The organism is Entomomonas asaccharolytica (assembly GCF_016653615.1).
GTDB lineage: Bacteria > Pseudomonadota > Gammaproteobacteria > Pseudomonadales > Pseudomonadaceae > Entomomonas > Entomomonas asaccharolytica.
In genome coordinates this window covers 1558182-1577364 of the sequence record NZ_CP067393.1, presented here as the reverse complement: position 1 = coordinate 1577364, position 19183 = coordinate 1558182, and the positions used below count along the sequence as shown (strand labels likewise).

The 19183-nt window shown below is 35.6% G+C and carries 20 protein-coding genes; 7 read left to right on the top strand and 13 right to left on the bottom strand.

Going from position 1 to position 19183, the window contains the following annotated elements:
- Positions 1-19: 19 nt before the first annotated feature.
- Together JHT90_RS07365 and JHT90_RS07360 are read right to left on the bottom strand one after the other, a co-directional pair.
- On the bottom strand, positions 20-1714 hold the full coding sequence (locus tag JHT90_RS07365; protein WP_201095632.1) for an AMP-binding protein: 1695 nt from the start codon (positions 1712-1714) through the stop codon (positions 20-22).
- A gap of 168 nt (positions 1715-1882) precedes the next feature.
- Positions 1883-3529, bottom strand: a complete 1647-nt coding sequence (locus tag JHT90_RS07360; RefSeq protein ID WP_201095630.1) for an AMP-binding protein — start codon at positions 3527-3529, stop codon at positions 1883-1885.
- 171 nt (positions 3530-3700) lie between these two features.
- Here JHT90_RS07360 and JHT90_RS07355 point away from each other — a divergent pair, with 171 nt between their 5' ends.
- Positions 3701-4894, top strand: coding sequence for an MFS transporter (locus JHT90_RS07355; RefSeq protein ID WP_201095628.1), 1194 nt, complete (start codon positions 3701-3703; stop codon positions 4892-4894).
- 93 nt (positions 4895-4987) lie between these two features.
- Positions 4988-5437, top strand: coding sequence for a hypothetical protein (locus JHT90_RS07350; RefSeq protein ID WP_201095626.1), 450 nt, complete (start codon positions 4988-4990; stop codon positions 5435-5437).
- A gap of 16 nt (positions 5438-5453) precedes the next feature.
- Here JHT90_RS07350 and JHT90_RS07345 read toward each other — a convergent pair whose 3' ends face one another.
- Genes JHT90_RS07345 through bioB form a run of 6 tightly spaced genes read right to left on the bottom strand, consistent with a single transcriptional unit; the run spans position 5454 to position 11284 of the window.
- Complete coding sequence (locus tag JHT90_RS07345; protein WP_201095623.1) at positions 5454-6854, bottom strand: adenosylmethionine--8-amino-7-oxononanoate transaminase; 1401 nt, start codon at positions 6852-6854, stop codon at positions 5454-5456.
- 9 nt (positions 6855-6863) lie between these two features.
- Complete coding sequence (gene bioD, locus JHT90_RS07340; protein ID WP_201095621.1) at positions 6864-7550, bottom strand: dethiobiotin synthase; 687 nt, start codon at positions 7548-7550, stop codon at positions 6864-6866.
- A 4-nt stretch (positions 7551-7554) separates the two neighbouring features.
- Positions 7555-8343: a malonyl-ACP O-methyltransferase BioC gene (gene bioC, locus JHT90_RS07335; protein ID WP_201095618.1), complete on the bottom strand. Its 789-nt coding sequence runs from the start codon at positions 8341-8343 to the stop codon at positions 7555-7557.
- Positions 8340-9053: an alpha/beta fold hydrolase gene (locus JHT90_RS07330; RefSeq protein ID WP_201095616.1), complete on the bottom strand. Its 714-nt coding sequence runs from the start codon at positions 9051-9053 to the stop codon at positions 8340-8342. Before JHT90_RS07330 ends, bioC begins: the two co-directional genes overlap by 4 nt.
- Positions 9050-10222 (bottom strand): 8-amino-7-oxononanoate synthase, encoded by a 1173-nt coding sequence (bioF, locus tag JHT90_RS07325; RefSeq protein ID WP_201095614.1) that lies wholly within the window; start codon positions 10220-10222, stop codon positions 9050-9052. Before bioF ends, JHT90_RS07330 begins: the two co-directional genes overlap by 4 nt.
- Positions 10223-10234: 12 nt before the next feature.
- Entirely contained in the window at positions 10235-11284 is a 1050-nt protein-coding gene (bioB, locus tag JHT90_RS07320; RefSeq protein WP_201095612.1) for a biotin synthase BioB, read from the bottom strand.
- A 350-nt stretch (positions 11285-11634) separates the two neighbouring features.
- On the opposite strand from bioB, the gene JHT90_RS07315 reads away from it, so the two are divergent.
- On the top strand, positions 11635-13080 hold the full coding sequence (locus JHT90_RS07315) for a catalase (RefSeq protein ID WP_201095610.1): 1446 nt from the start codon (positions 11635-11637) through the stop codon (positions 13078-13080).
- Positions 13081-13132: 52 nt separating this feature from the next.
- Here JHT90_RS07315 and JHT90_RS07310 read toward each other — a convergent pair whose 3' ends face one another.
- Entirely contained in the window at positions 13133-13510 is a 378-nt protein-coding gene (locus tag JHT90_RS07310; protein ID WP_201095608.1) for a DUF4354 family protein, read from the bottom strand.
- Positions 13511-13668: 158 nt separating this feature from the next.
- On the opposite strand from JHT90_RS07310, the gene JHT90_RS07305 reads away from it, so the two are divergent.
- On the top strand, positions 13669-14136 hold the full coding sequence (locus JHT90_RS07305) for a GNAT family N-acetyltransferase (RefSeq protein WP_201095606.1): 468 nt from the start codon (positions 13669-13671) through the stop codon (positions 14134-14136).
- 10 nt (positions 14137-14146) lie between these two features.
- Here JHT90_RS07305 and JHT90_RS07300 read toward each other — a convergent pair whose 3' ends face one another.
- The 3 genes from JHT90_RS07300 to JHT90_RS07290 form a co-directional block, all read right to left on the bottom strand.
- Positions 14147-14581 (bottom strand): type II TA system antitoxin MqsA family protein, encoded by a 435-nt coding sequence (locus JHT90_RS07300; protein ID WP_236254066.1) that lies wholly within the window; start codon positions 14579-14581, stop codon positions 14147-14149.
- Positions 14582-14750: 169 nt separating this feature from the next.
- Positions 14751-15266: a hypothetical protein gene (locus JHT90_RS07295; protein WP_201095604.1), complete on the bottom strand. Its 516-nt coding sequence runs from the start codon at positions 15264-15266 to the stop codon at positions 14751-14753.
- A gap of 2 nt (positions 15267-15268) precedes the next feature.
- Positions 15269-15760, bottom strand: a complete 492-nt coding sequence (locus JHT90_RS07290) for a hypothetical protein (RefSeq protein ID WP_201095602.1) — start codon at positions 15758-15760, stop codon at positions 15269-15271.
- A gap of 361 nt (positions 15761-16121) precedes the next feature.
- Here JHT90_RS07290 and ampE point away from each other — a divergent pair, with 361 nt between their 5' ends.
- Both ampE and dcd read left to right on the top strand, forming a co-directional pair.
- A complete protein-coding gene (gene ampE / locus JHT90_RS07285; RefSeq protein ID WP_201095599.1) occupies positions 16122-16970 on the top strand; it encodes a regulatory signaling modulator protein AmpE in 849 nt (282 codons plus the stop codon).
- 141 nt (positions 16971-17111) lie between these two features.
- Positions 17112-17678, top strand: coding sequence for a dCTP deaminase (gene dcd, locus JHT90_RS07280; protein ID WP_201095597.1), 567 nt, complete (start codon positions 17112-17114; stop codon positions 17676-17678).
- Between the two features lie 27 nt (positions 17679-17705).
- Here the strand turns inward: dcd and rnz are convergent, their stop codons facing one another.
- On the bottom strand, positions 17706-18620 hold the full coding sequence (gene rnz / locus JHT90_RS07275) for a ribonuclease Z (RefSeq protein WP_201095595.1): 915 nt from the start codon (positions 18618-18620) through the stop codon (positions 17706-17708).
- Positions 18621-18704: 84 nt separating this feature from the next.
- On the opposite strand from rnz, the gene JHT90_RS07270 reads away from it, so the two are divergent.
- The gene (locus JHT90_RS07270; protein WP_201095593.1) at positions 18705-19154 is read left to right on the top strand and encodes a GNAT family N-acetyltransferase; all 450 of its coding nucleotides are present in this window, start codon (positions 18705-18707) and stop codon (positions 19152-19154) included.
- Positions 19155-19183 lie beyond the last annotated feature (29 nt).

The window sequence follows — 19183 nt, the reverse complement described above, 5'->3', positions numbered from 1 at the left end:
AAACTCTCCTATCGACCTTTTATTTTTCTGCTAGTTTCTTTAATTCTTCATCACGTAACTCTTTACGTAATACCTTGCCCACATTGGTCATGGGAATAGAATTTCTAAACTCAATATATTTAGGGCGCTTATAACCTGTTAGATTATCTTTCATATATTTCATTACTTCATCACGGGTCAATACAGTGTCTGGTTTAACGACGATAAATAACTTTACTGCCTCCCCCGACTTTTCATCAGGAACACCTATAGCAGCTGTGTGTAACACACCTTCGATTTGTACAGCCACATCTTCTACTTCATTAGGATAAACATTAAAACCTGATACAACGATCATATCTTTCTTACGATCAACAATGCTTAAATAGCCATCTGCACGAGCAATAGCTATATCACCAGTATGTAACCAACCATCGCTATCAATCACTTCTGCAGTTTCTTCTGGCTTGTTCCAATAGCCTTTCATCACTTGTGGGCCTTTAATACAAAGCTCACCACGCTCACCAATAGGTACTTCATTGCCGTCATTGTCAACAATTTTACATTGGGTTGAAGGTAAAGGCAGACCAATACAACCAGTTTTAACCCAATTAGGCAAAGGTGGATTGGCAGTAATAACAGGGCTTGCCTCTGTCATACCATAACCTTCACAAATTTGGCAGCCTGTTAATTGTTGCCAACGTTCATTGGTGGCTGGTTGTAGTGCCATACCGCCTGATAAAGAAAGTTTTAAGTTAGAGAAATCAAGTTTTTTAAAGTCTTCATTATTACAAAGTGATGCAAATAACGTATTTAAACCAATAAATACTGTAAAGGGATACTTGGCAACATCATTAATAAGCCCTTTGAGATTTCTAGGATCTGTAATCAAAATATTATGGCCACCCAATACCATAACCACCATACAATGAATTGTAAATGAGTAAATATGGTATAACGGTAGTGGCGAGATCACTATTTCTGTTCCTTCAGAAAGCCCTACCCCCATAAAATACTTAGACTGCATCATATTAGCCACAAGGTTACGATGAGTTAATGAAGCTCCCTTAGCAACCCCTGTAGTACCACCTGTGTATTGTAGGATAGTGACATCCTCAGGGCTTGGTGTAATCTCTTTAAATGGTTTGTTAGCTCCTATGGCTAATGCTTCTCTAAAGGATACTTTATTAGCAATTTGATAAGACTTAACGAGTTTCTTAACATTTTTGACGATAAAGTTAGTAACAAACCGTTTTATTGGTGGTAAAAAGTCACCAATTTCACTAACAATAACATGCTTGATTTGGGTATGTGGTAAAACCTCTTGTAACATGTGTGCTGTGGTAGATAAACAAATAACGACTTTTACATCAGCATCATTAAACTGATGCTCCATTTCCCTTAGCGTATACATTGGATTAGTGTTTACAACAATAAAGCCCGCACGAATGATACCAAAGATAATAATAGGATATTGCAGCGTGTTAGGTAGTTGAACTGCAATACGATCACCCTGCTTAAGCTCTGGAATACTTTGTAAATAAGCTGCAAACTGTGCTGATAATTGGTTTACTTCACGATAAGTTAACGTTTTTCCCATATTGGTAAAGGCAGGTTTATCTGCAAACTTCTCACAAGACTCATGAAAAACATCTAGCACGCTACTGTAGGCATTAATATCTATCTCAGCTGGAATAACTGGTGGATACTTATCCTGCCAAAAGCCCTTATACATACCCTCTTCCTTCTTATTCAATTAACCATCATATTTAAACTATTGTTTTACTTTTTATTAAATTTACCACAGCTAATTTGCCAGAGTACAAAGAATATACTACTTAAGTGTAAAATTTATTAAAAACATACAAGAATGTATAGCAAAAGAGGGATGATATACAATAGTCTAATGATAATTTTTTAATTCTTGTTCTCGTAACTGTTTACGTAATACCTTTCCCACATTAGTAACAGGCAGTTGCTCTCTAAACTCTAAATATTTTGGGCACTTATAACTAGCTAGGTTTTCATGTAAATAAGTCATAATCTCTGACTCTGTCAATATAACGCCTTCTTTTAGCACTATAAATAATTTAATAGCTTCACCTGAGTTTGGATCAGGTACACCAATAGCAGCAGCCATTGTTATACCTGAAAGTTCCGCTAAAACATTTTCTAGCTCATTGGGGTAAACATTAAAACCTGATACTAAAATAATATCTTTTTTACGATCAATAATACGTATATAACCGTCTGCTTGAATAAGTGCTATATCTCCTGTTTTAAGCCAACCATCTGCGGTAAAGACCTTAGCGGTTTCCTCAGGATGATTCCAATAACCTTGCATTATTTGTGGGCCTTTAATACAAAGCTCACCATACTCCCCTATAGGTAATTCATTTTCATTGTCATCAATTACTTTACAAAGCGTTGAAGCCACTGGCATACCTATGGAGCCTTGTTGGATATTTTCCACATAATTAAAACTTACCACAGGGCTAGCTTCCGTTAGGCCATAACCTTCACAAATATCTGTATTGGTAATTTCTTTCCATGCTGTATTAGTAGTAGGTTGCAGTGCCATACCGCCAGAAATAGTTAATTTCAAATGAGAAAAATCTAAGTGTTTAAACTGACTATCATTACTCAAGGCTACAAATAAAGTATTAACACCAATAAAGACAGTAAACGGAATTTTAGCAATTTCTTGCACTACTTTTGCTGTATCTCTTGGATTGGTTATTAGGATATTATTAACACCTAACATTAACAAAGCCATGCAATTAATAGTAAAGGCATAAACATGGTACATTGGCAATGGTGCTATCACAATTTCTTTACCTACCGCCAGTGTTCTTTCTAATAAAACCTTACATTGCAAGGTGTTAGCAGTTAAATTACGCTGTGTTAAAATAGCTCCTTTAACTATCCCAGTTGTTCCCCCTGTATATTGCAATACGGCAATATCATCAGGCTGTATAGAAAGCTGTTTAAAAGCCAATGACTGACCCAGTATAAAGGCCTCTGTTAAATGAATACTATTAGCCACTGAATAATGATTGATTTGCTGTAATGAAGAACAATGTAAATCATCTAGCTCTGTTAGAATAACGTGTTGAATAGCTGTTTTAGCTATTATGGATTCTAATTTAGGTGATATGGCTGATAGACAAATAATACACTTTACGCCTGCATCATTAAATTGATAGAGCATTTCACGGGCAGTATATAAAGGATTAGTATTCACCACTACAAAACCTGCGCGAATAATGGCAAACACAACCACAGGATATTGTAATAAATTAGGCATTTGAATAGCTATTCTATCGCCTTTCTGTAAACCTGATAGCTGCTGTAAATAGCTGGCAAGTTGCATAGATAAAGCATCTAATTGCTGATAAGTAATAGTATGGTTACTATTAGTAAAAGCAGGCTGTTCAGCAAATTTCTGACAGGCCATAGCAAATATTTCTAATATATTGTTATAACAAGATGGTTCTATTGTATGGGCAATACCTATAGGGTATTTATCCTTCCAGAAGTCAGAATCCATATACTACCTCAATTATGTGAAACTTCTAGCGAGTTAATATATTTTTATTCAACGGCTTATGTTATTCATATAGGTAAAAAGTCTAACTAGGCGAAACTATAATTATAATTCTCAGTCAATTACCACATCCTTACCTTCATAATAATACAAACCTGTTGGAGAGTAATTGCCATGACTCAATGGACCGCCAAACAAAAGAATGCTGTATTTGCAGCGGTAACCAGTTGGACACTGGATGCATTTGATTTCTTTATATTAGTGTTTGTTTTAAAAGATATTGCGGCAAGTTTTAATGTAACAGTGCAAGAAGTCTCTTTAGCTGTCTTTCTCACCTTAGCAGTACGACCAATAGGTGCATTAATATTTGGTCGTATGGCCGAAAAAATAGGTAGAAAACCTGTTCTAATCATCAATATTGTTATATTTTCGATACTAGAAGCAGCTTCAGCATTTGCCCCAACGCTGTTTATCTTTATTACCATTCGTTGTGTTTATGGTATTGCTATGGGCGGCATTTGGGGTGTAGCTTCATCCCTTGCCTTAGAAACAGCACCCAAAGAATCAAGGGGCTTTGTATCTGGACTATTCCAAGCAGGTTATCCTGCTGGTTATCTAATCGCAGCTATTGTTTATGGCTTATTGTTTAGTTTAATTGGTTGGGAAAAACTGTTTATTATTGGTTCGCTACCTATCTTATTAGCCGTATTTATTTGGTTTAAAGTAGAGGAATCACCTGTTTGGTTAACATCTAAAAATGAACATAAGACCAATGTTCCGCTATTACCGATTGTTAAAAAACACTGGAAATTATGTTTATACGCTATTTTACTAATGACCTGTTTTAACTTTTTCAGTCATGGTACGCAAGATGTTTACCCTACTTTCCTTGAAAAACAACATGGCTTTGAGCCCCATGTGGTGAGTATTATAGCCATCTGCTATAACATTGCTTCAATCTTAGGGGGAATATTATTTGGTAGCCTATCAGCGAAAATAGGACGTCGTAAAGCAATTATTATAGCCGCATTACTTTCATTACCTGCTATTCCTTTATGGGCGTTTGCTACCAGTTCAATTATGCTAGGTATCGGAGCATTTTTTATGCAATTTATGGTACAAGGTGCATGGGGTGTTGTGCCTGTTTACCTTAATGAATTAATGCCTGAAAATACCCGCGCGGTACTTCCTGGCTTTATTTATCAATTGGGTAATCTATTAGCTTCTGTAAATTTAACCCTGCAAGTTTATATAGCTAATCAAACAGGCGGTAACTATGGCATAGCGTTAGCTGTTGTTGCAGGTTCAGCAGCAATTATTATTAGCTTATTTATGTTTTTCAGCTCAGATCGAGTCATTAAACAATAAATAGTATTAAAATTGTTACATAATGGTGAAATTAATAGACAAATCCTAACAATATGTTATTAAATAGCGCAAAACCTTTGGAGAATCTAGATTATGTTGCAAAAAGTTCTACTTGGATTATGTATAATTCCTGTATTAGCTCATGCAGAAATAGCTTGCTTAGAAGGCCCTTCTGGTGGCAAATGTCAAAATGTAGATATTCATGGTGAAATTTTTAAAACCTCAACCCCTGCTAACACTGCTACGCCAACTACTAATAAAGCAGTAGCTAACACAGGTACAGCTAACAAAAGAGTGAATTTTGTTATCAAACCAAATCAACAAAAAGCTACAACTAATAAAGTAAACCAACAAGTAGCTAATAATGATTCGCGGCAAATGAGTATTGCTGAACAGCGCGTTCGTCAAAGAGCGCAATTGATGGAACAGCGTTTTATGGGTAGACAAGGTGTGAATAATCTATCTGCATTAAATAATAATGATTCTTTAACTAAACGCAAGCAGGCTTCTGCAGACTTACGTCAATCAGTAGAAGCACAGTAATAAACTGTGCCTCTATTTAAGCTGGATCTTTGTAATTAATTAAATCCCCACTTACAGCAGCAACAGGCTTACTAGTCGCTCGTTCAATAGCTTCACTAGCTATTTTAACCATCCACTGAATTTGTTCCGATGTAATAATATAAGGCGGCATAAAGTAAACCACATTGCCTATAGGCCTTAATAATAACCCTTGACTTAATGCATATTGGAATACTTGCAAGCCTCTTCGTTCTTGCCATGGATAGGGAGTTTTAGTTTGTTTATCTGCCACCATCTCCACCGCTAAAACCATACCTGTTTGACGTACTTCTCCCACATGTGGATGGTCAGCTAAATGAGCTGCGGCTTTAGCTAAACAAGCACTTAAATGGCGATTATTGGCGATTACTTTATCCTCTTTAAAAATATCTAACGTAGCTAAAGCAGCAGCGCTGGCTAAGGGATTACCTGTATAGCTATGTGAATGTAAAAAAGCGCGTAATGTCTTATAGTCATCATAAAAGGCTTGGTAAATTTGATTACTGGTCATACAAACTGACATAGGCAAGTAACCACCCGTTAAGGCTTTTGACAAACATAAAAAATCAGGCCTAATACCTGCTTGTTCACAAGCAAACAGAGTACCTGTACGACCAAAACCCACGGCAATTTCATCAAAAATAAGATGGACATTATAACGATCACAAGCCTCTCTTAATTTTTGTAAATAAATAGGATGGTACATGCGCATACCGCCAGCACATTGTATTAATGGTTCAACGATTACAGCGGCTACTTGCTGATGATTATCCGCTATGGCTTGTTCCATTTCCTTAAACATCATTATAGAGTGTTGTTCTGTTGTAACACCCTCTTCCCTTAGATAACAATCTGGGGAAGGAACCTTAATAGCGTCAAATAATAACGCTTTATACGTTTCTGTAAAAAGAGACACATCACCCACCGACATAGCGGCTACGGTTTCACCATGGTAGCTATTAGTTAAAGTGATAAATTTCTTTTTGGCAGATTGCCCTTGGTTTAACCAATAATGAAAACTCATTTTTAAAGCAATTTCGATACACGATGAACCATTATCAGCAAAAAAACAACGATCCAATCCTTGTGGTGTTAACTCAACTAAACGTTCAGATAACTCAATAATAGGCTGATGAGTAAAGCCCGCCATTATTACATGCTCTAATTGATCAACTTGTTGTTTAATCCGTTCATTAATACGAGGATTCGCATGGCCAAACACATTCACCCACCATGAACTAATCGCGTCTAAATAACGATTTCCATCAAAATCTTCTAGCCAAATGCCCTCACCCTTTTTAACAGGTACTAATGGTAATTGTTCATGATCTTTCATTTGTGTGCATGGATGCCATAACACAGCTAAATCCCGTTGCATCCATAGATCATTTAAACTCACATTGATCTCCTATAATAAAGGGTTAATATCTAAATGACTGCTAACTTGCTCAGCATGGATATTGTCTATATAAGGCACCACACCTAAACAAGGTAATGCTAAATGTGTATGCAATGTTTGTATGTTTTCATCCAAGCGAGATGTATTAGCATCAATAATATTAGCCACCCAAGCAATTACTTGTAATCCATCTTGTTCAATAGCTTGTTTAGTTAGTAATGCATGGTTAACACAACCTAAGCGAATGCCTACCACTAAAACAACAGGAATTTTTAAATTTTTCGCTAGATCAGATAAATATTCATTGTCATTTAAAGGTACTCGCCAACCACCTGCCCCTTCTATCACATTAAAGTCAGCCGCTTTTTTTAAAGTCGCTAGTACGGTTGGTAATAAATTTGTTATTGATAAATTTACCTTAGCTTCCTGTGCTGCAATATGAGGAGCTATTGCAGGCTGAAAAGCCAATGGATTAATTTCTGAATACTCTAAGGGTGTCGAACATTGCTCCCATAATGCTAAAGCATCTTCATTACGTAAACCTTCTAATGTTTTTTCACATCCTGAGGCCACTGGCTTTACTGCTGCTGTTGTTAATCCTTTAGCTTTTGCAGCAGCTAATAAACCACAGGCGATGGTAGTTTTACCTATTTCTGTATCAGTGCCTGTAATAAAAAAGGTTTTTTGTAATGCCATGGCTTTATCCTTTCTTTAAATAACTATAAATAACTTGATAAGTCGCAGGTAAACCTTGCTTTGTACGATATTGCTCATAAGCTTTTATTAAGGTATTTAACTGTTGACGTGTTGTTAATCCCTTATGCCGTTGTGGATTAATATTATGAGCGCCTATACCCTTTAAATCGCCCATTAATAATTTCAAACTAGGGTAATAACTTGTTTCAGCAATACATTGATTGTCTTCAATAATAAACTTACTAGTCTGTATAAGCTGTTGGTAATATTGATAGTTATTAAAACTATTAACATGAATATAATTATCTACAGCCAGCCAACTTTGTTTTAATTCGCCTAAGGTACCATCACAGAGACTAGTAAATAAAAAGATACCCTGTGGAGTTAATACACGATGCACCTCTGCAACTACAGCCGAAAAATCATGACACCACTGTAAAGCTAAATTAGAAAAAACAAGGTCTATACTATTATCTTTTAGAGGGAGTTGTTCTGCATCGCCAGTTATCCAACTATTAAGTTTTACAGATTGTTGTGCCTGTTTTAGCATTCCCTCTGCTATATCCAAGCCAAATAAAGCAGCTTGTGGAAATTTTTTATTTAATTGTTTAGTAAAATAACCTGTACCACAACCTAAGTCTAAAATACTACTGGCCTGAAAAGTATCTGGTAACCTTGCTAATAGATTTTGACCAATAACTCTTTGTAACTGTGCAGACTGATCATAACTAACCGCTGCTCTAGAGAAAGAGTCAGCAATCGCTAATTTACTAGGTTTGCTTAGTGCTGTCATAAGTTAGCCTTAATAAATTGATCTACTTTTTCAGCCACTAAAGGATATAGCTGTACAGGAAAAGCATGTCCTGTATTCTCTAATAACTCCACGGATGCCTCTGGCAATAAATTTAACAATGCTTTACTGCAATTACTGGGGACTAATGCGTCAAACTCAGCTAACAAGTGATATTGTGGCTCTTTAAACTGCCTTAGTGCCTGCCGAGTATCTAATTCCGCTAAAAGCTCTAAACCTGCATTAGCCTGTGCTGTTGAGTTATCGACTAAACCTTGTTGTAATTGCCTGACCAGATGTCTGGTATCGGTACCACCTTGTGCAACTAGCTGTAAAAAACGTTTTATGGTTTGCTTGGGTGCTTGCATATAATTTTGTTGGAAGCTTAAAAATATATCTTCCTCCATTGCTGTAGGCCAATCTGCTTTAGCTTTAAAACAAGTATTACTAGCCAAAGTTATTAAACCTAGACATTGCTCACTATAGTATTGAGTGGCTTGACTAAGTAACTGCCCGCCTAAAGACCAACCTATCCAATAACTTTTTTCTGGTAACTGTTTTGCAAGGCTAGCTAGCCACTGAGTAGCATCAACTAAATAGGGTAAATCTAATAGTTTAATCTCATAGCCTAGAACCGTTAATTGCTTGGCTAAGTTTTCTAAAGGTACAGTTCCCACAGCCCAACCTGTAACTAGACATATTGACTGTTTCATTTATTAGAACCCTTAAAACGCTGCCAACAAATTGCTAATGCTTGCAATAGTTGCTCAATATGATTTTCTGTGTGTGCCGCAGTTAAAGTTATACGTAATCTTGCACTACCACTAGGAACAGTAGGGGGACGAATTGCTGTCACTAAAATATGCTGTTCTTTTAAGGCTTCAGAAAACTGCATCGCTTGTTCGCTACTACCTATGAGAATAGGTTGAATAGCTGTTTGGCTATCCATTACAGGCAAACCAATTTGCCCCGCCCCCTCTCTAAATAGCTTAATCAAATTATTTAAATGTGTTCTACGCCATGCTTGTTGTTGAATAAGTTGCAGACTTTGTAAAGTGGCCGCCGCTATGGCAGGTGATTGACTAGTGGTGTAAATATAAGGGCGCGCAAATTGGATCAGTATTTCTATTAAGTCTTCACTACCTGCAATAAAAGCACCTGATGTACCAAAGGCTTTGCCTAAAGTACCCACCAATACAGGTACATCGGCAGTGGTTAAACCAAAATGCTCTACAATCCCTCCGCCGTTTTCACCTAGCACACCAAAACCATGCGCATCATCCACCATTACCCATGCCTGATGTTGTTTAGCTACTTGGCAAATAGCAGGTAAGTTTGCTAGATCGCCATCCATACTAAATACACCGTCAGTTACAATCAATGTATCTCCCTGTGCTCTTTTTAAGCGTAATTGTAAATTAGCAGGGTTATTATGTTGATAACGAAAAAAACGAGCGCCACTTAATAAACCAGCATCTAATAATGAGGCATGATTTAAACGATCTTCTAAAATAGTGTCTTGCTTACCTACCAAACTGGTAACTGCTGCTAAGTTAGCCATATAACCTGTGGTAAATAATAATACTCGCTCACGCTTAGTCCATTTTGCTAACTCAAGTTCTAGTTGATGATGTGGCTCGCTGTGTCCAATTACTAAATGAGAAGCACCACCACCCACTCCCCACTGTTTTGCGCCTAGCTGTAACGCTTCAATTACTTTAGAATGGGCAGCTAAACCTAGGTAGTCATTACTACAAAAAGCCAAATAATCTTGGCCATTTATTTTAACCTCTGGTGTTTGTGGGCTTTGTAAATTTAAACGACTACGATAGAGATGTTTTGCCTTTTGCTCAGCACAACGTGCCGCTAAATCAAAGCTCATACTAACCTCGATTTAAGCTTTTGCAGCATCATAAAATATATTCGATTGACGTTGTTCTAAGACTGCTTGTTCAATCGCTGCCTGATGTACTTCGTCTGCATGATCTTGCCTTTGCTCAGGCTTAATGCCTAATTTTTTAAATAACGCGCGGTCTTTTTCTGCTTGTGGATTAGAGGTAGTTAATAATCTATCACCATAAAAAATTGAATTAACACCCGCTAAGAAAGCTAAAGACTGCATTTGCTCATTCATTTGCTCACGTCCTGCGGATAAGCGAACATGGGATTTCGGCATCATAATCCTTGCTACAGCAAGCATTCGAATAAAATCAAAAGGCTCTACATCTTCTGCATTCTCTAAGGGAGTACCTTTTACTTTTACTAGATTATTAATAGGTACACTCTCTGGATGCTCAGGTAAATTAGCTAATTGAATTAATAAATTGGCACGATCATCCAATGTCTCCCCCATCCCTAAAATGCCACCTGAGCAAATTTTCATACCCGCTTCACGGACATAAGAAAGTGTTTGTAATCGTTCGCTATAGGTACGGGTAGTAATAATATTGGTATAAAAATCAGGCGAAGTATCTAAGTTATGGTTATAGTAATCTAAGCCTGCATCGGCTAATTGCATTGCTTGTTCTTGGCTTAAACGACCTAGCGTCATACATGTCTCTAAACCCAATGCTTTAACACCTTTCACCATTTCTAGTACATAGGGCATATCTTTGACCGTTGGATGTTTCCACGCAGCCCCCATACAAAAACGTGTAGAACCAATTTCCTTAGCTACTTTGGCTTCTTCTAGTACCTTTTGAACTTCTAATAATTTTTCTTTATCCAGTCCTGTATCATAGTGGCCTGATTGTGGACAATATTTACAATCTTCTGGACAAGCGCCAGTTTTAATCGATAACAATGTGGATACTTGCACCTGATTAGCATCAAAGTACTGACGATGTACTGTTTGAGCTTGAAATATCAAATCATTAAAGGGCATGGTAAGCAAATTGTGAACTTCTGCTAATGTCCAATCATGGCGAATAGCACCTAATGTCATTTAAGTATCCTTAAAATAGTAATTACAGGCTAATAATTAGCTAATGATAATAGGAATACCCTAGCAACTGTCAACTATTTTTATATCGTGAGTTTACCAATGATTAATTATTAATCAATATCATATTAATTTTTTATACTAATAGAATATATTGAAATCAGCCGCTATTAATTTATTTTATTTATAAAAATTCATTATATAGCAATGCATTAGATTCATAAGATGCAAGCAAATAATAATCCAATATAAAAAATAAATCATATTCTTAGTTTTTATTAATTTTTATAATCAATAATATATTTCTATACTTTCTCCAAGCATACAAAAATAGTTCTCATTGGAGAGATAACATGACTAATAAAACGATTTTAACTTCAGCCAACGGTGCTCCTGTAGCAGACAATCAAAACTCTCGTACGGCTGGTCCACGTGGTCCAGTTACTTTAGATGATTTTCATTTAGTGGAAAAATTAGCTCACTTTAACCGTGAAAACATACCTGAAAGACGTGTTCATGCTAAAGGTTCAGGCGCTCATGGTACATTTACAGTGACTAATGATATTACTCAATATACTTTCGCCAAACTATTTTCCAATGTAGCTAAACAAACTCCTATGTTTGTTCGCTTCTCTACGGTTGGCGGTGAACGTGGTTCTGCAGATACCGCACGTGATCCACGTGGTTTCGCTTTAAAATTCTATACAGAAGAAGGTAATTTTGACATCGTGGGTAATAACACACCTGTGTTTTTTATTCGTGACGCAATCAAATTTCCTGACTTTATTCATACCCAAAAACGTGATCCTAAAACTAACTTAAAATGCCCGCGTATGATGTGGGATTTCTGGTCTCTTTCTCCTGAGTCCTTACACCAAGTTACTATTTTATTCTCAGATCGTGGTATTCCAGATGGTTATCGCCATATGCACGGTTTTGGTAGCCACACTTATAGTTTAATTAATAAAGATGGTGTGCGTACGTGGGTTAAGTGGCATTTTAAGACTAAGCAAGGTATTAAAAATATCCATCCTAAACAAGCCGAAGAATTAGCAGGTACTAACCCTGATTACGCCCAAGATGATTTATTCCATGCAATTGAGCGTGGTGATTATCCAAAATGGGGAGTTTATATTCAAGTAATGTCTGAGCAACAAGCCAGTGAACGTACTGAAAATCCATTCGATGTTACTAAAGTGTGGTCACAAAAAGAATTTCCACTAATTGAAGTAGGTGAATTTGAGTTAAATCGTAATCCTGAAAATTATTTTGCTGAGGTAGAACAAGCTAGCTTTGCACCTAGCAACGTTGTGCCTGGCACAGGTTTATCACCTGACAAGATGTTACAAGGTCGTGTGTTTGCCTATGCTGATGCACAACGTTATCGAGTGGGTACTAATTATCAACAATTACCTGTCAACGCCCCTAAATGTCCTTATCATACTTATCAACGTGATGGTGCGATGCGTTTTGATGGTAATAATGGCGGTGCACCAAACTATGAACCTAATAGTTTTGAAAATGCACCTAAACAAACCAATATCAAAGAGCCTGTTTACCCAGTAGCAAACTCAGGGCCAGCTTATCAGTATGACCATCGTGAAGATAGCGATTACTATAGCCAAGCAGGTGCATTATTCAGATTAATGAATGATGAGCAAAAAGCTTTATTAATCGATAACATTGTTAATTCCATGAAAGGAATTGATGAAACGATCCAACGTCGTCAAATAGAACACTTCTTAAAAGCTGACCAAGCTTATGGTGAAGGTGTTGCTTACGGTTTAGGAATTAAATAATAATTAAGGATTGAGCTTTCTATAAGCTCAATCCTTTTTTAATAGTGAAATATTAATCACAGTCCGTGGCTAGTTTGACTATCTGCGTGTTATAAACTGCATCATCTTCTGAGGCAAATTCAATAAAACTTTTAATATGTCCTTGTGCCTTTAGAATACCTGTTGTAAATACTTCATCAATGGTATCTACCTTAAATTCTTTACCTTTATCATCATAAGCTTTAAAACATACTTTTGAGAGATCGACAGGCTTGGGGCCGATATTGATTAACTCCACATTAAAACTCTTTACATAAAATGCTTTATTAGCTACAGAAACAGCACTTAATTCACCTTGACTTGATCTAACCATCACCGTATCGTAAGGAGATGCAGCATAAACACTGGTTGCTAGTAAGAGCCCCAGACCACTAACTATTATTTTTTTCATTTTGCTCCTCATTATTATCAATAATAATCCTGCGCGTAATTATAGAGTGTCTGGCTTTTTTCTATAGTACCCATTAGGCTAACTTAACTAGGCTATTTAGTTTTTGAGTAAGCTATACTTATTTATAAATTAACACGACTAATTATTGAAAAGTTAAAATGATTAAAATCAATCATATAGACAATCCACAACGAAAGATGGAAATATGCAATACCACCCTTAGAAGTCTCCCTAATTGGTTTGGTATTGAAAGCGCTATAGTTGACTATACAAAGCAATGCCAAGCTATGAGCTTTTGGGCTTTTGTTGATAACAGGCAGGCCATTGGCTTTATCGCAGTAAAGCAACATAATTACTACACTGCTGAAATCTATGTAATGGCTGTTTTAGAAAAATATCATCGTTTAGGTATCGGACAGCAATTAGTTAAGCAAGTAGAGTTATATTGTAAAGCCAACAAAACAGAATATTTAACAGTTAAGACGCTAGCTGAAACAAACAAAGACCCCTATTATGCAAGAACTAGAAGTTTTTATCTGAAAATGCAATTTCGTCCTTTAGAAGTATTTACTACTCTTTGGAATGAGGCTAATCCCTGCTTATTATTAGCAAAGTATCTTGCTTGAACGGCAGTTATTAATGTTCTTTTAACTCTGCTAATAATTCAGGATGCTTATCTAATATTTTAAGTAGTTTTAGAACCGATACTGGCGGTACTGCTCTACCTGTTTCATAGCGTGAAAAGGCATTTACACCGCCACCAAAAATATCAGCAGCCTCTTGTTGAGTAAGACCTAGTTTTTTACGAACATTTATTATAAATTCTGGATTTATTTCTTTAGCATTTACTTTTTTATTTAAAATATTGGCTGCATCATTAATTAATCGACTAATTGCTGAGTCATAAATCACTTCATCACAACCTGTGCAATATAAACCTGGTAATTTTTTAAGGGTGACACTTTCCCCCTTATAAACGTAGGTAAAATCTTTTTTATCTTTAACTAGCTTTGCACTACACTCTGGACATTTATTAATAGTCATTGTTGTGCCTTTTTTATATAGTTTCATATAAAAATATTCCATTTATTACAAAAATTACTATAACAAGCTTAGCGATTACTGCTACCTTTTTGTCATATTAACCTATAAGGTTAGCAACATCAATTAGTATTACAAACTTATATAAATAGTTAATTTCTTTAAAATTCTGCTTGTTATTGCTTATAACTTATCATAATTAATTACAGCTTAATTTTGACCATATGGTTACTATTTGCTTTTCATCTAATTGTAATTTTAATAAGTCAGCAAAGTTATTTTGGTAATTTTTTAAAACCTGTTCACCTTCAGGAATTAACCCTTTTTGTTTACGATTTAACAAGCGACAAGGAATTACTTGTTGAGCTATCAAACGTTGTTGTTTTTGTGTATATGGAATGGTATCTATCTGATCATTCACAACACCTAATACAGTGCCTAACAAATTAGTTTTAGGCATATTATTACTACGAATTAACAAATCATAAAATTGTATATAATTTAACGTTGAGAATTTTTCTATTGTTGTTTGATCTTGCCGTTCTTGCTCTAGTAAATTTATTACTGGGTTATAGGCTAACAAAGAGGCCTCTAATAAATAGTCTTCTTGCGCATGATAAAAACGCCCTTGCTCAATCGCCTGCTGCATTAAAAAACCATAAGCAACAACAATAACCAACGGCACTAGCAAATAATTAATCACTTTCTTTTGCATGGTTATTTTGCCTCACAAGAAAGATTAAGTATTTGCAACCAGTTATTATTAACTTCTTGTATATAATACGCCTTTAATTGTTGCATGTTTTGTTTATTATCGTTAGCACTATCATTAAAAATCACATCATAATAATCTTTTGTTATAGGGCGTTTTAAACGATAACGTTGTAAATCACAGAGTAATAATTTATTTTCTTGCTCTTTTATCGCAAGTTCTCTAAAACGAAATAAGCGAATGATTCGATTAACATTTTTGCCATTAACAGACCAATCTATTATTTTACTATTTAGATTAGCTTCTATTAATGCGTCACTCGGTAAATTCGCTGCTTCTATTGTTTTTATTTGATTCCATGCTAGCTTTGGCGCCTCTATGTAGCGCTGATAATACCTAGCTCCCTGAAATCCTTTCAGTAATAAATAAAAACTACTAGGAATAATAATTACACAAATAAAAGCAACCATTACCCGTTTTACAATTACTTTAGACATATTAATATACTTATTTAAATCGCCACTAATAACCTTGTTTAGTGCTTCACATAAACTATAAACAAGGATTGTAATAAGTTACTAACTATATTAAATTAGTGACTAAAATAGGAAACAAATTAATGACTTCAAGTATTTTATCTCTATCTATCACCATAGTTATTGTTATTATTATAGCGATTGTCGCTGTTAAAGTGATTAAAAATTATCTTGATGATTAAAACAAGCTACTCTCTTTTACTGTATAGTATGCGCAACAACGTTATACAATTACTAATAAATCAGCCATACTATTCACTTATTGTTTAAGTTATCATACAAATCTAATTCTCATTATCCTATATTCCTTTAGGAGAAACTAATGTCTTTTTTGGTGCTACTTATTTTAATTGCTGTAGAAAAACTTTCTAATGGCCGTGGTCATATCCAAAAAGACAGCTTTTGGCTACATCAACTACAACAAGCTGAAAATCAAACTTCACATGGTAATAGTGCAAATTATGCTATTTTTAAATTAACCTTGTTACCTGTGATTATTATTGGGATTATTATTTTCCTGCTTCACAACGTATTTCATGGTATTTTCTTATTCTTTATTGATATTGCGGTTATGCTCTACGCCTTAGGGCGAGGCGATTTGCTACAACGTTTTGGTTCATTCCGTGATGCATGGCGGCGTGGTGATCAACAAGGCTTAAAGATCGCTGCTGAGCGCGATCTCGATTTAACAGATGTAGACACAGAAAACCCAAACCAATTGCTTTATCAAGCACAAAGCAAACTGCTATGGCAGAGCTATGAAGGCTTTTTTGCTGTTGTATTCTGGTATATGTTACTTGGCCCACTTATTCCCCTTTTCTATCGTTTGATTGCAATGGTGGATGATTTAACTGTTAATGAACAGTTACGAGCAAAGGCTTCATCTATTCGCTATTATTTAGATTGGCTGCCTAGCCGTATCCTAATATATAGTTTCTGCTTAGTGGGTCACTTTACCACTTGCTTTGATGTCCTTATTAAAGAACTTTTCAATAAAAAGCTATCTGCAAAAGAATTAATAAATAAAGCAGGTATTGCAGCCATACAATCACAAGAAGTGAGTGAAGATGAAGAACAAATATCTTCTTTGGATGTATTATGGAATCTACTGATTAGATCAGCTATTCTGTGGTATGTGATCTATGCATTATTTATTATTTTTATCTACTAAAGCCTATTGATAAGTAACTATATGCATTAATTACTTAATACTACCTCACTAATCAATAGCTAGTTAATTTAAATGATAGAACCTCATTTTAGTCTCTGTTAAAATTAGTGCTTATTTTAAACAACTACTGGAATCTTTGGCATGAGTATAAAAGCAGATAAGTGGATTCGCCGTATGGCATTAGAACATGGCATGATTGAACCTTTTGTTGAACGTCAAGTTCGTACAGAAGGTGCAGAAAAGCTTATTTCTTATGGTGTTTCTAGTTATGGTTACGATGTACGTTGTGCCAATGAATTTAAAGTATTTACCAATATTCACTCAGCTACTGTAGATCCAAAACATTTCGATGAAAAGAGTTTTGTAGATATAGTGGGTGATGTCTGTGTTATTCCACCTAACTCCTTTGCCCTTGCTCGTACCGTTGAATATTTCCGTATACCACGTAATGTACTAACTATTTGTTTAGGTAAAAGCACTTATGCACGCTGCGGTATTATCGTTAATGTAACCCCTTTAGAGCCTGAATGGGAAGGCCATGTAACCTTAGAGTTTTCTAATACCACCAACTTACCTGCTAAAATCTACGCTAATGAAGGCGTGGCACAAATGCTATTCCTAGAATCAGATGAAGTATGTGAAGTTTCTTATAAAGATCGTGGAGGTAAATACCAAGGTCAAACGGGTGTTACTCTGCCAAAAGCTTAGTTTATTAAGGGGATGGTAATCCCCTTTTTATACCTTAAAAACAGAGAAATCCTCTGCCATTTCAGTATTAGCAAATATAGTTCTACACTCAGCAACTAAACGTTCATAATCCGAAAGTCCATAACGTGCGCTAATATGGGTAATAATTAATTTTTTAACCTTTGCTTGTTTGGCAATAGTGGCTGTTTGGAGAGTTGATGAGTGACCATATTTTGCAGCACTCTCTGCTAAAGAGCCTTCTACAGTAGCTTCGTGCACCATAATATCTGCATTATTCGCTAACGCAATAGCTGAAGGCGTAGGCTTTGTATCACCAAAAATAGCCACTACCTTTGCTTTCTCAGGTGATTTAAGTAAATCTTTACCATCGATAACACGACCATCTTCTAAAGTAACTATTTGTCCTTCTTTAAGAAGCTTTAAGTGTGAGCCTGATGGAATATCCATTATTTTTAGCAAATCAACATCTAAACGCCCCAATTTATCCTTCTCTACAACCCTAAAACCATAGCTAGCTATTCTATGATCTAAAAGTGCTGTAGTCACAATAAATTGTTCATCTTCAAAAACAATCCCTTCTTCAATCTCTACAATATTAAGCGGATACGGGATATAACTTTCGGAAATTTTTAGTACAACCTCTAAAAACTGTTTAATCCCTTTTGGACCATAGATAGTTAATTCACCCGCTTCATTCCTAAAAGAACGACTACCCAATAAACCTGGTAAACCAAAAAGATGATCGCCATGTAAATGGGTTATAAAAATTTTATCGATTTTATTAATTTTTAATCTTGTCTGTAAAAATTGGTGCTGTGTGCCTTCCCCACAGTCAAACAACCATAGGGCATTGCACTCAACCATTAAATTAAGTACGCAGCTGCTAACATTACGCTCTTTAGTGGGTAAACCTGCACCAGTACCTAAAAAAACTAATTCCATATATTTCCTGATATGACTTTTATCTTTACTAACCGCTTTTTGACTATGTATAGTAGCCCAAGACATTAGCAAAGGGAATGATCAATGTTTATCGAACCAGCCACTATAACAGACCTGCCTGCCATATTAGAGCTACAAAAATTAGCTTATCAAAGTGAAGCCAAATTACTTAATAACTTTAATATACCACCCCTTACACAAACGCTTACCGATATTGAAAAAGAGTTTAAGCAAGGCATTATTTTAAAAGCTACAGATACCCATCATCAAATTATTGGCTCAGTAAGAGGCTATACAGATGATAATACGCTCTATATTGGCAAGCTTATAGTACGCCCAAATCAACAAAATCAAGGGTTAGGCACATTACTTTTAATGACCATAGAGAAATATTACCCGCAGCTACGTTATGAACTATTTACCAGTACAAAAAGCGAAAAAAATTTAGCGCTTTATGTTAAAAATGGCTATAAGGAATTTAAAAGAGAGAAAATAAAGGATAATTTAGAGTTTGTATTTTTAGAAAAACAGTAATTTTTTATGCTGTTACTTTTGCGCATTAT

Excerpts from the sequence above, each read along its gene's own strand:
- JHT90_RS07350 (WP_201095626.1), top strand. The coding sequence starts at position 4,988 with ATGTTGCAAAAAGTTCTACTTGGATTATGTATAATTCCTGTATTAGCT.
- rnz (WP_201095595.1), bottom strand. The coding sequence starts at position 18,620 with ATGGAATTAGTTTTTTTAGGTACTGGTGCAGGTTTACCCACTAAAGAG.
- bioC (WP_201095618.1), bottom strand. The coding sequence starts at position 8,343 with ATGACAGCACTAAGCAAACCTAGTAAATTAGCGATTGCTGACTCTTTC.
- JHT90_RS07310 (WP_201095608.1), bottom strand. The coding sequence starts at position 13,510 with ATGAAAAAAATAATAGTTAGTGGTCTGGGGCTCTTACTAGCAACCAGT.
- JHT90_RS07295 (WP_201095604.1), bottom strand. The coding sequence starts at position 15,266 with ATGCAAAAGAAAGTGATTAATTATTTGCTAGTGCCGTTGGTTATTGTT.
- JHT90_RS07290 (WP_201095602.1), bottom strand. The coding sequence starts at position 15,760 with ATGTCTAAAGTAATTGTAAAACGGGTAATGGTTGCTTTTATTTGTGTA.
- JHT90_RS07305 (WP_201095606.1), top strand. The coding sequence starts at position 13,669 with ATGATTAAAATCAATCATATAGACAATCCACAACGAAAGATGGAAATA.
- JHT90_RS07270 (WP_201095593.1), top strand. The coding sequence starts at position 18,705 with ATGTTTATCGAACCAGCCACTATAACAGACCTGCCTGCCATATTAGAG.
- JHT90_RS07330 (WP_201095616.1), bottom strand. The coding sequence starts at position 9,053 with ATGAAACAGTCAATATGTCTAGTTACAGGTTGGGCTGTGGGAACTGTA.
- dcd (WP_201095597.1), top strand. The coding sequence starts at position 17,112 with ATGAGTATAAAAGCAGATAAGTGGATTCGCCGTATGGCATTAGAACAT.
- ampE (WP_201095599.1), top strand. The coding sequence starts at position 16,122 with ATGTCTTTTTTGGTGCTACTTATTTTAATTGCTGTAGAAAAACTTTCT.
- bioB (WP_201095612.1), bottom strand. The coding sequence starts at position 11,284 with ATGACATTAGGTGCTATTCGCCATGATTGGACATTAGCAGAAGTTCAC.
- JHT90_RS07300 (WP_236254066.1), bottom strand. The coding sequence starts at position 14,581 with ATGAAACTATATAAAAAAGGCACAACAATGACTATTAATAAATGTCCA.
- JHT90_RS07360 (WP_201095630.1), bottom strand. The coding sequence starts at position 3,529 with ATGGATTCTGACTTCTGGAAGGATAAATACCCTATAGGTATTGCCCAT.
- JHT90_RS07355 (WP_201095628.1), top strand. The coding sequence starts at position 3,701 with ATGACTCAATGGACCGCCAAACAAAAGAATGCTGTATTTGCAGCGGTA.
- JHT90_RS07315 (WP_201095610.1), top strand. The coding sequence starts at position 11,635 with ATGACTAATAAAACGATTTTAACTTCAGCCAACGGTGCTCCTGTAGCA.
- JHT90_RS07365 (WP_201095632.1), bottom strand. The coding sequence starts at position 1,714 with ATGTATAAGGGCTTTTGGCAGGATAAGTATCCACCAGTTATTCCAGCT.
- bioF (WP_201095614.1), bottom strand. The coding sequence starts at position 10,222 with ATGAGCTTTGATTTAGCGGCACGTTGTGCTGAGCAAAAGGCAAAACAT.
- bioD (WP_201095621.1), bottom strand. The coding sequence starts at position 7,550 with ATGGCATTACAAAAAACCTTTTTTATTACAGGCACTGATACAGAAATA.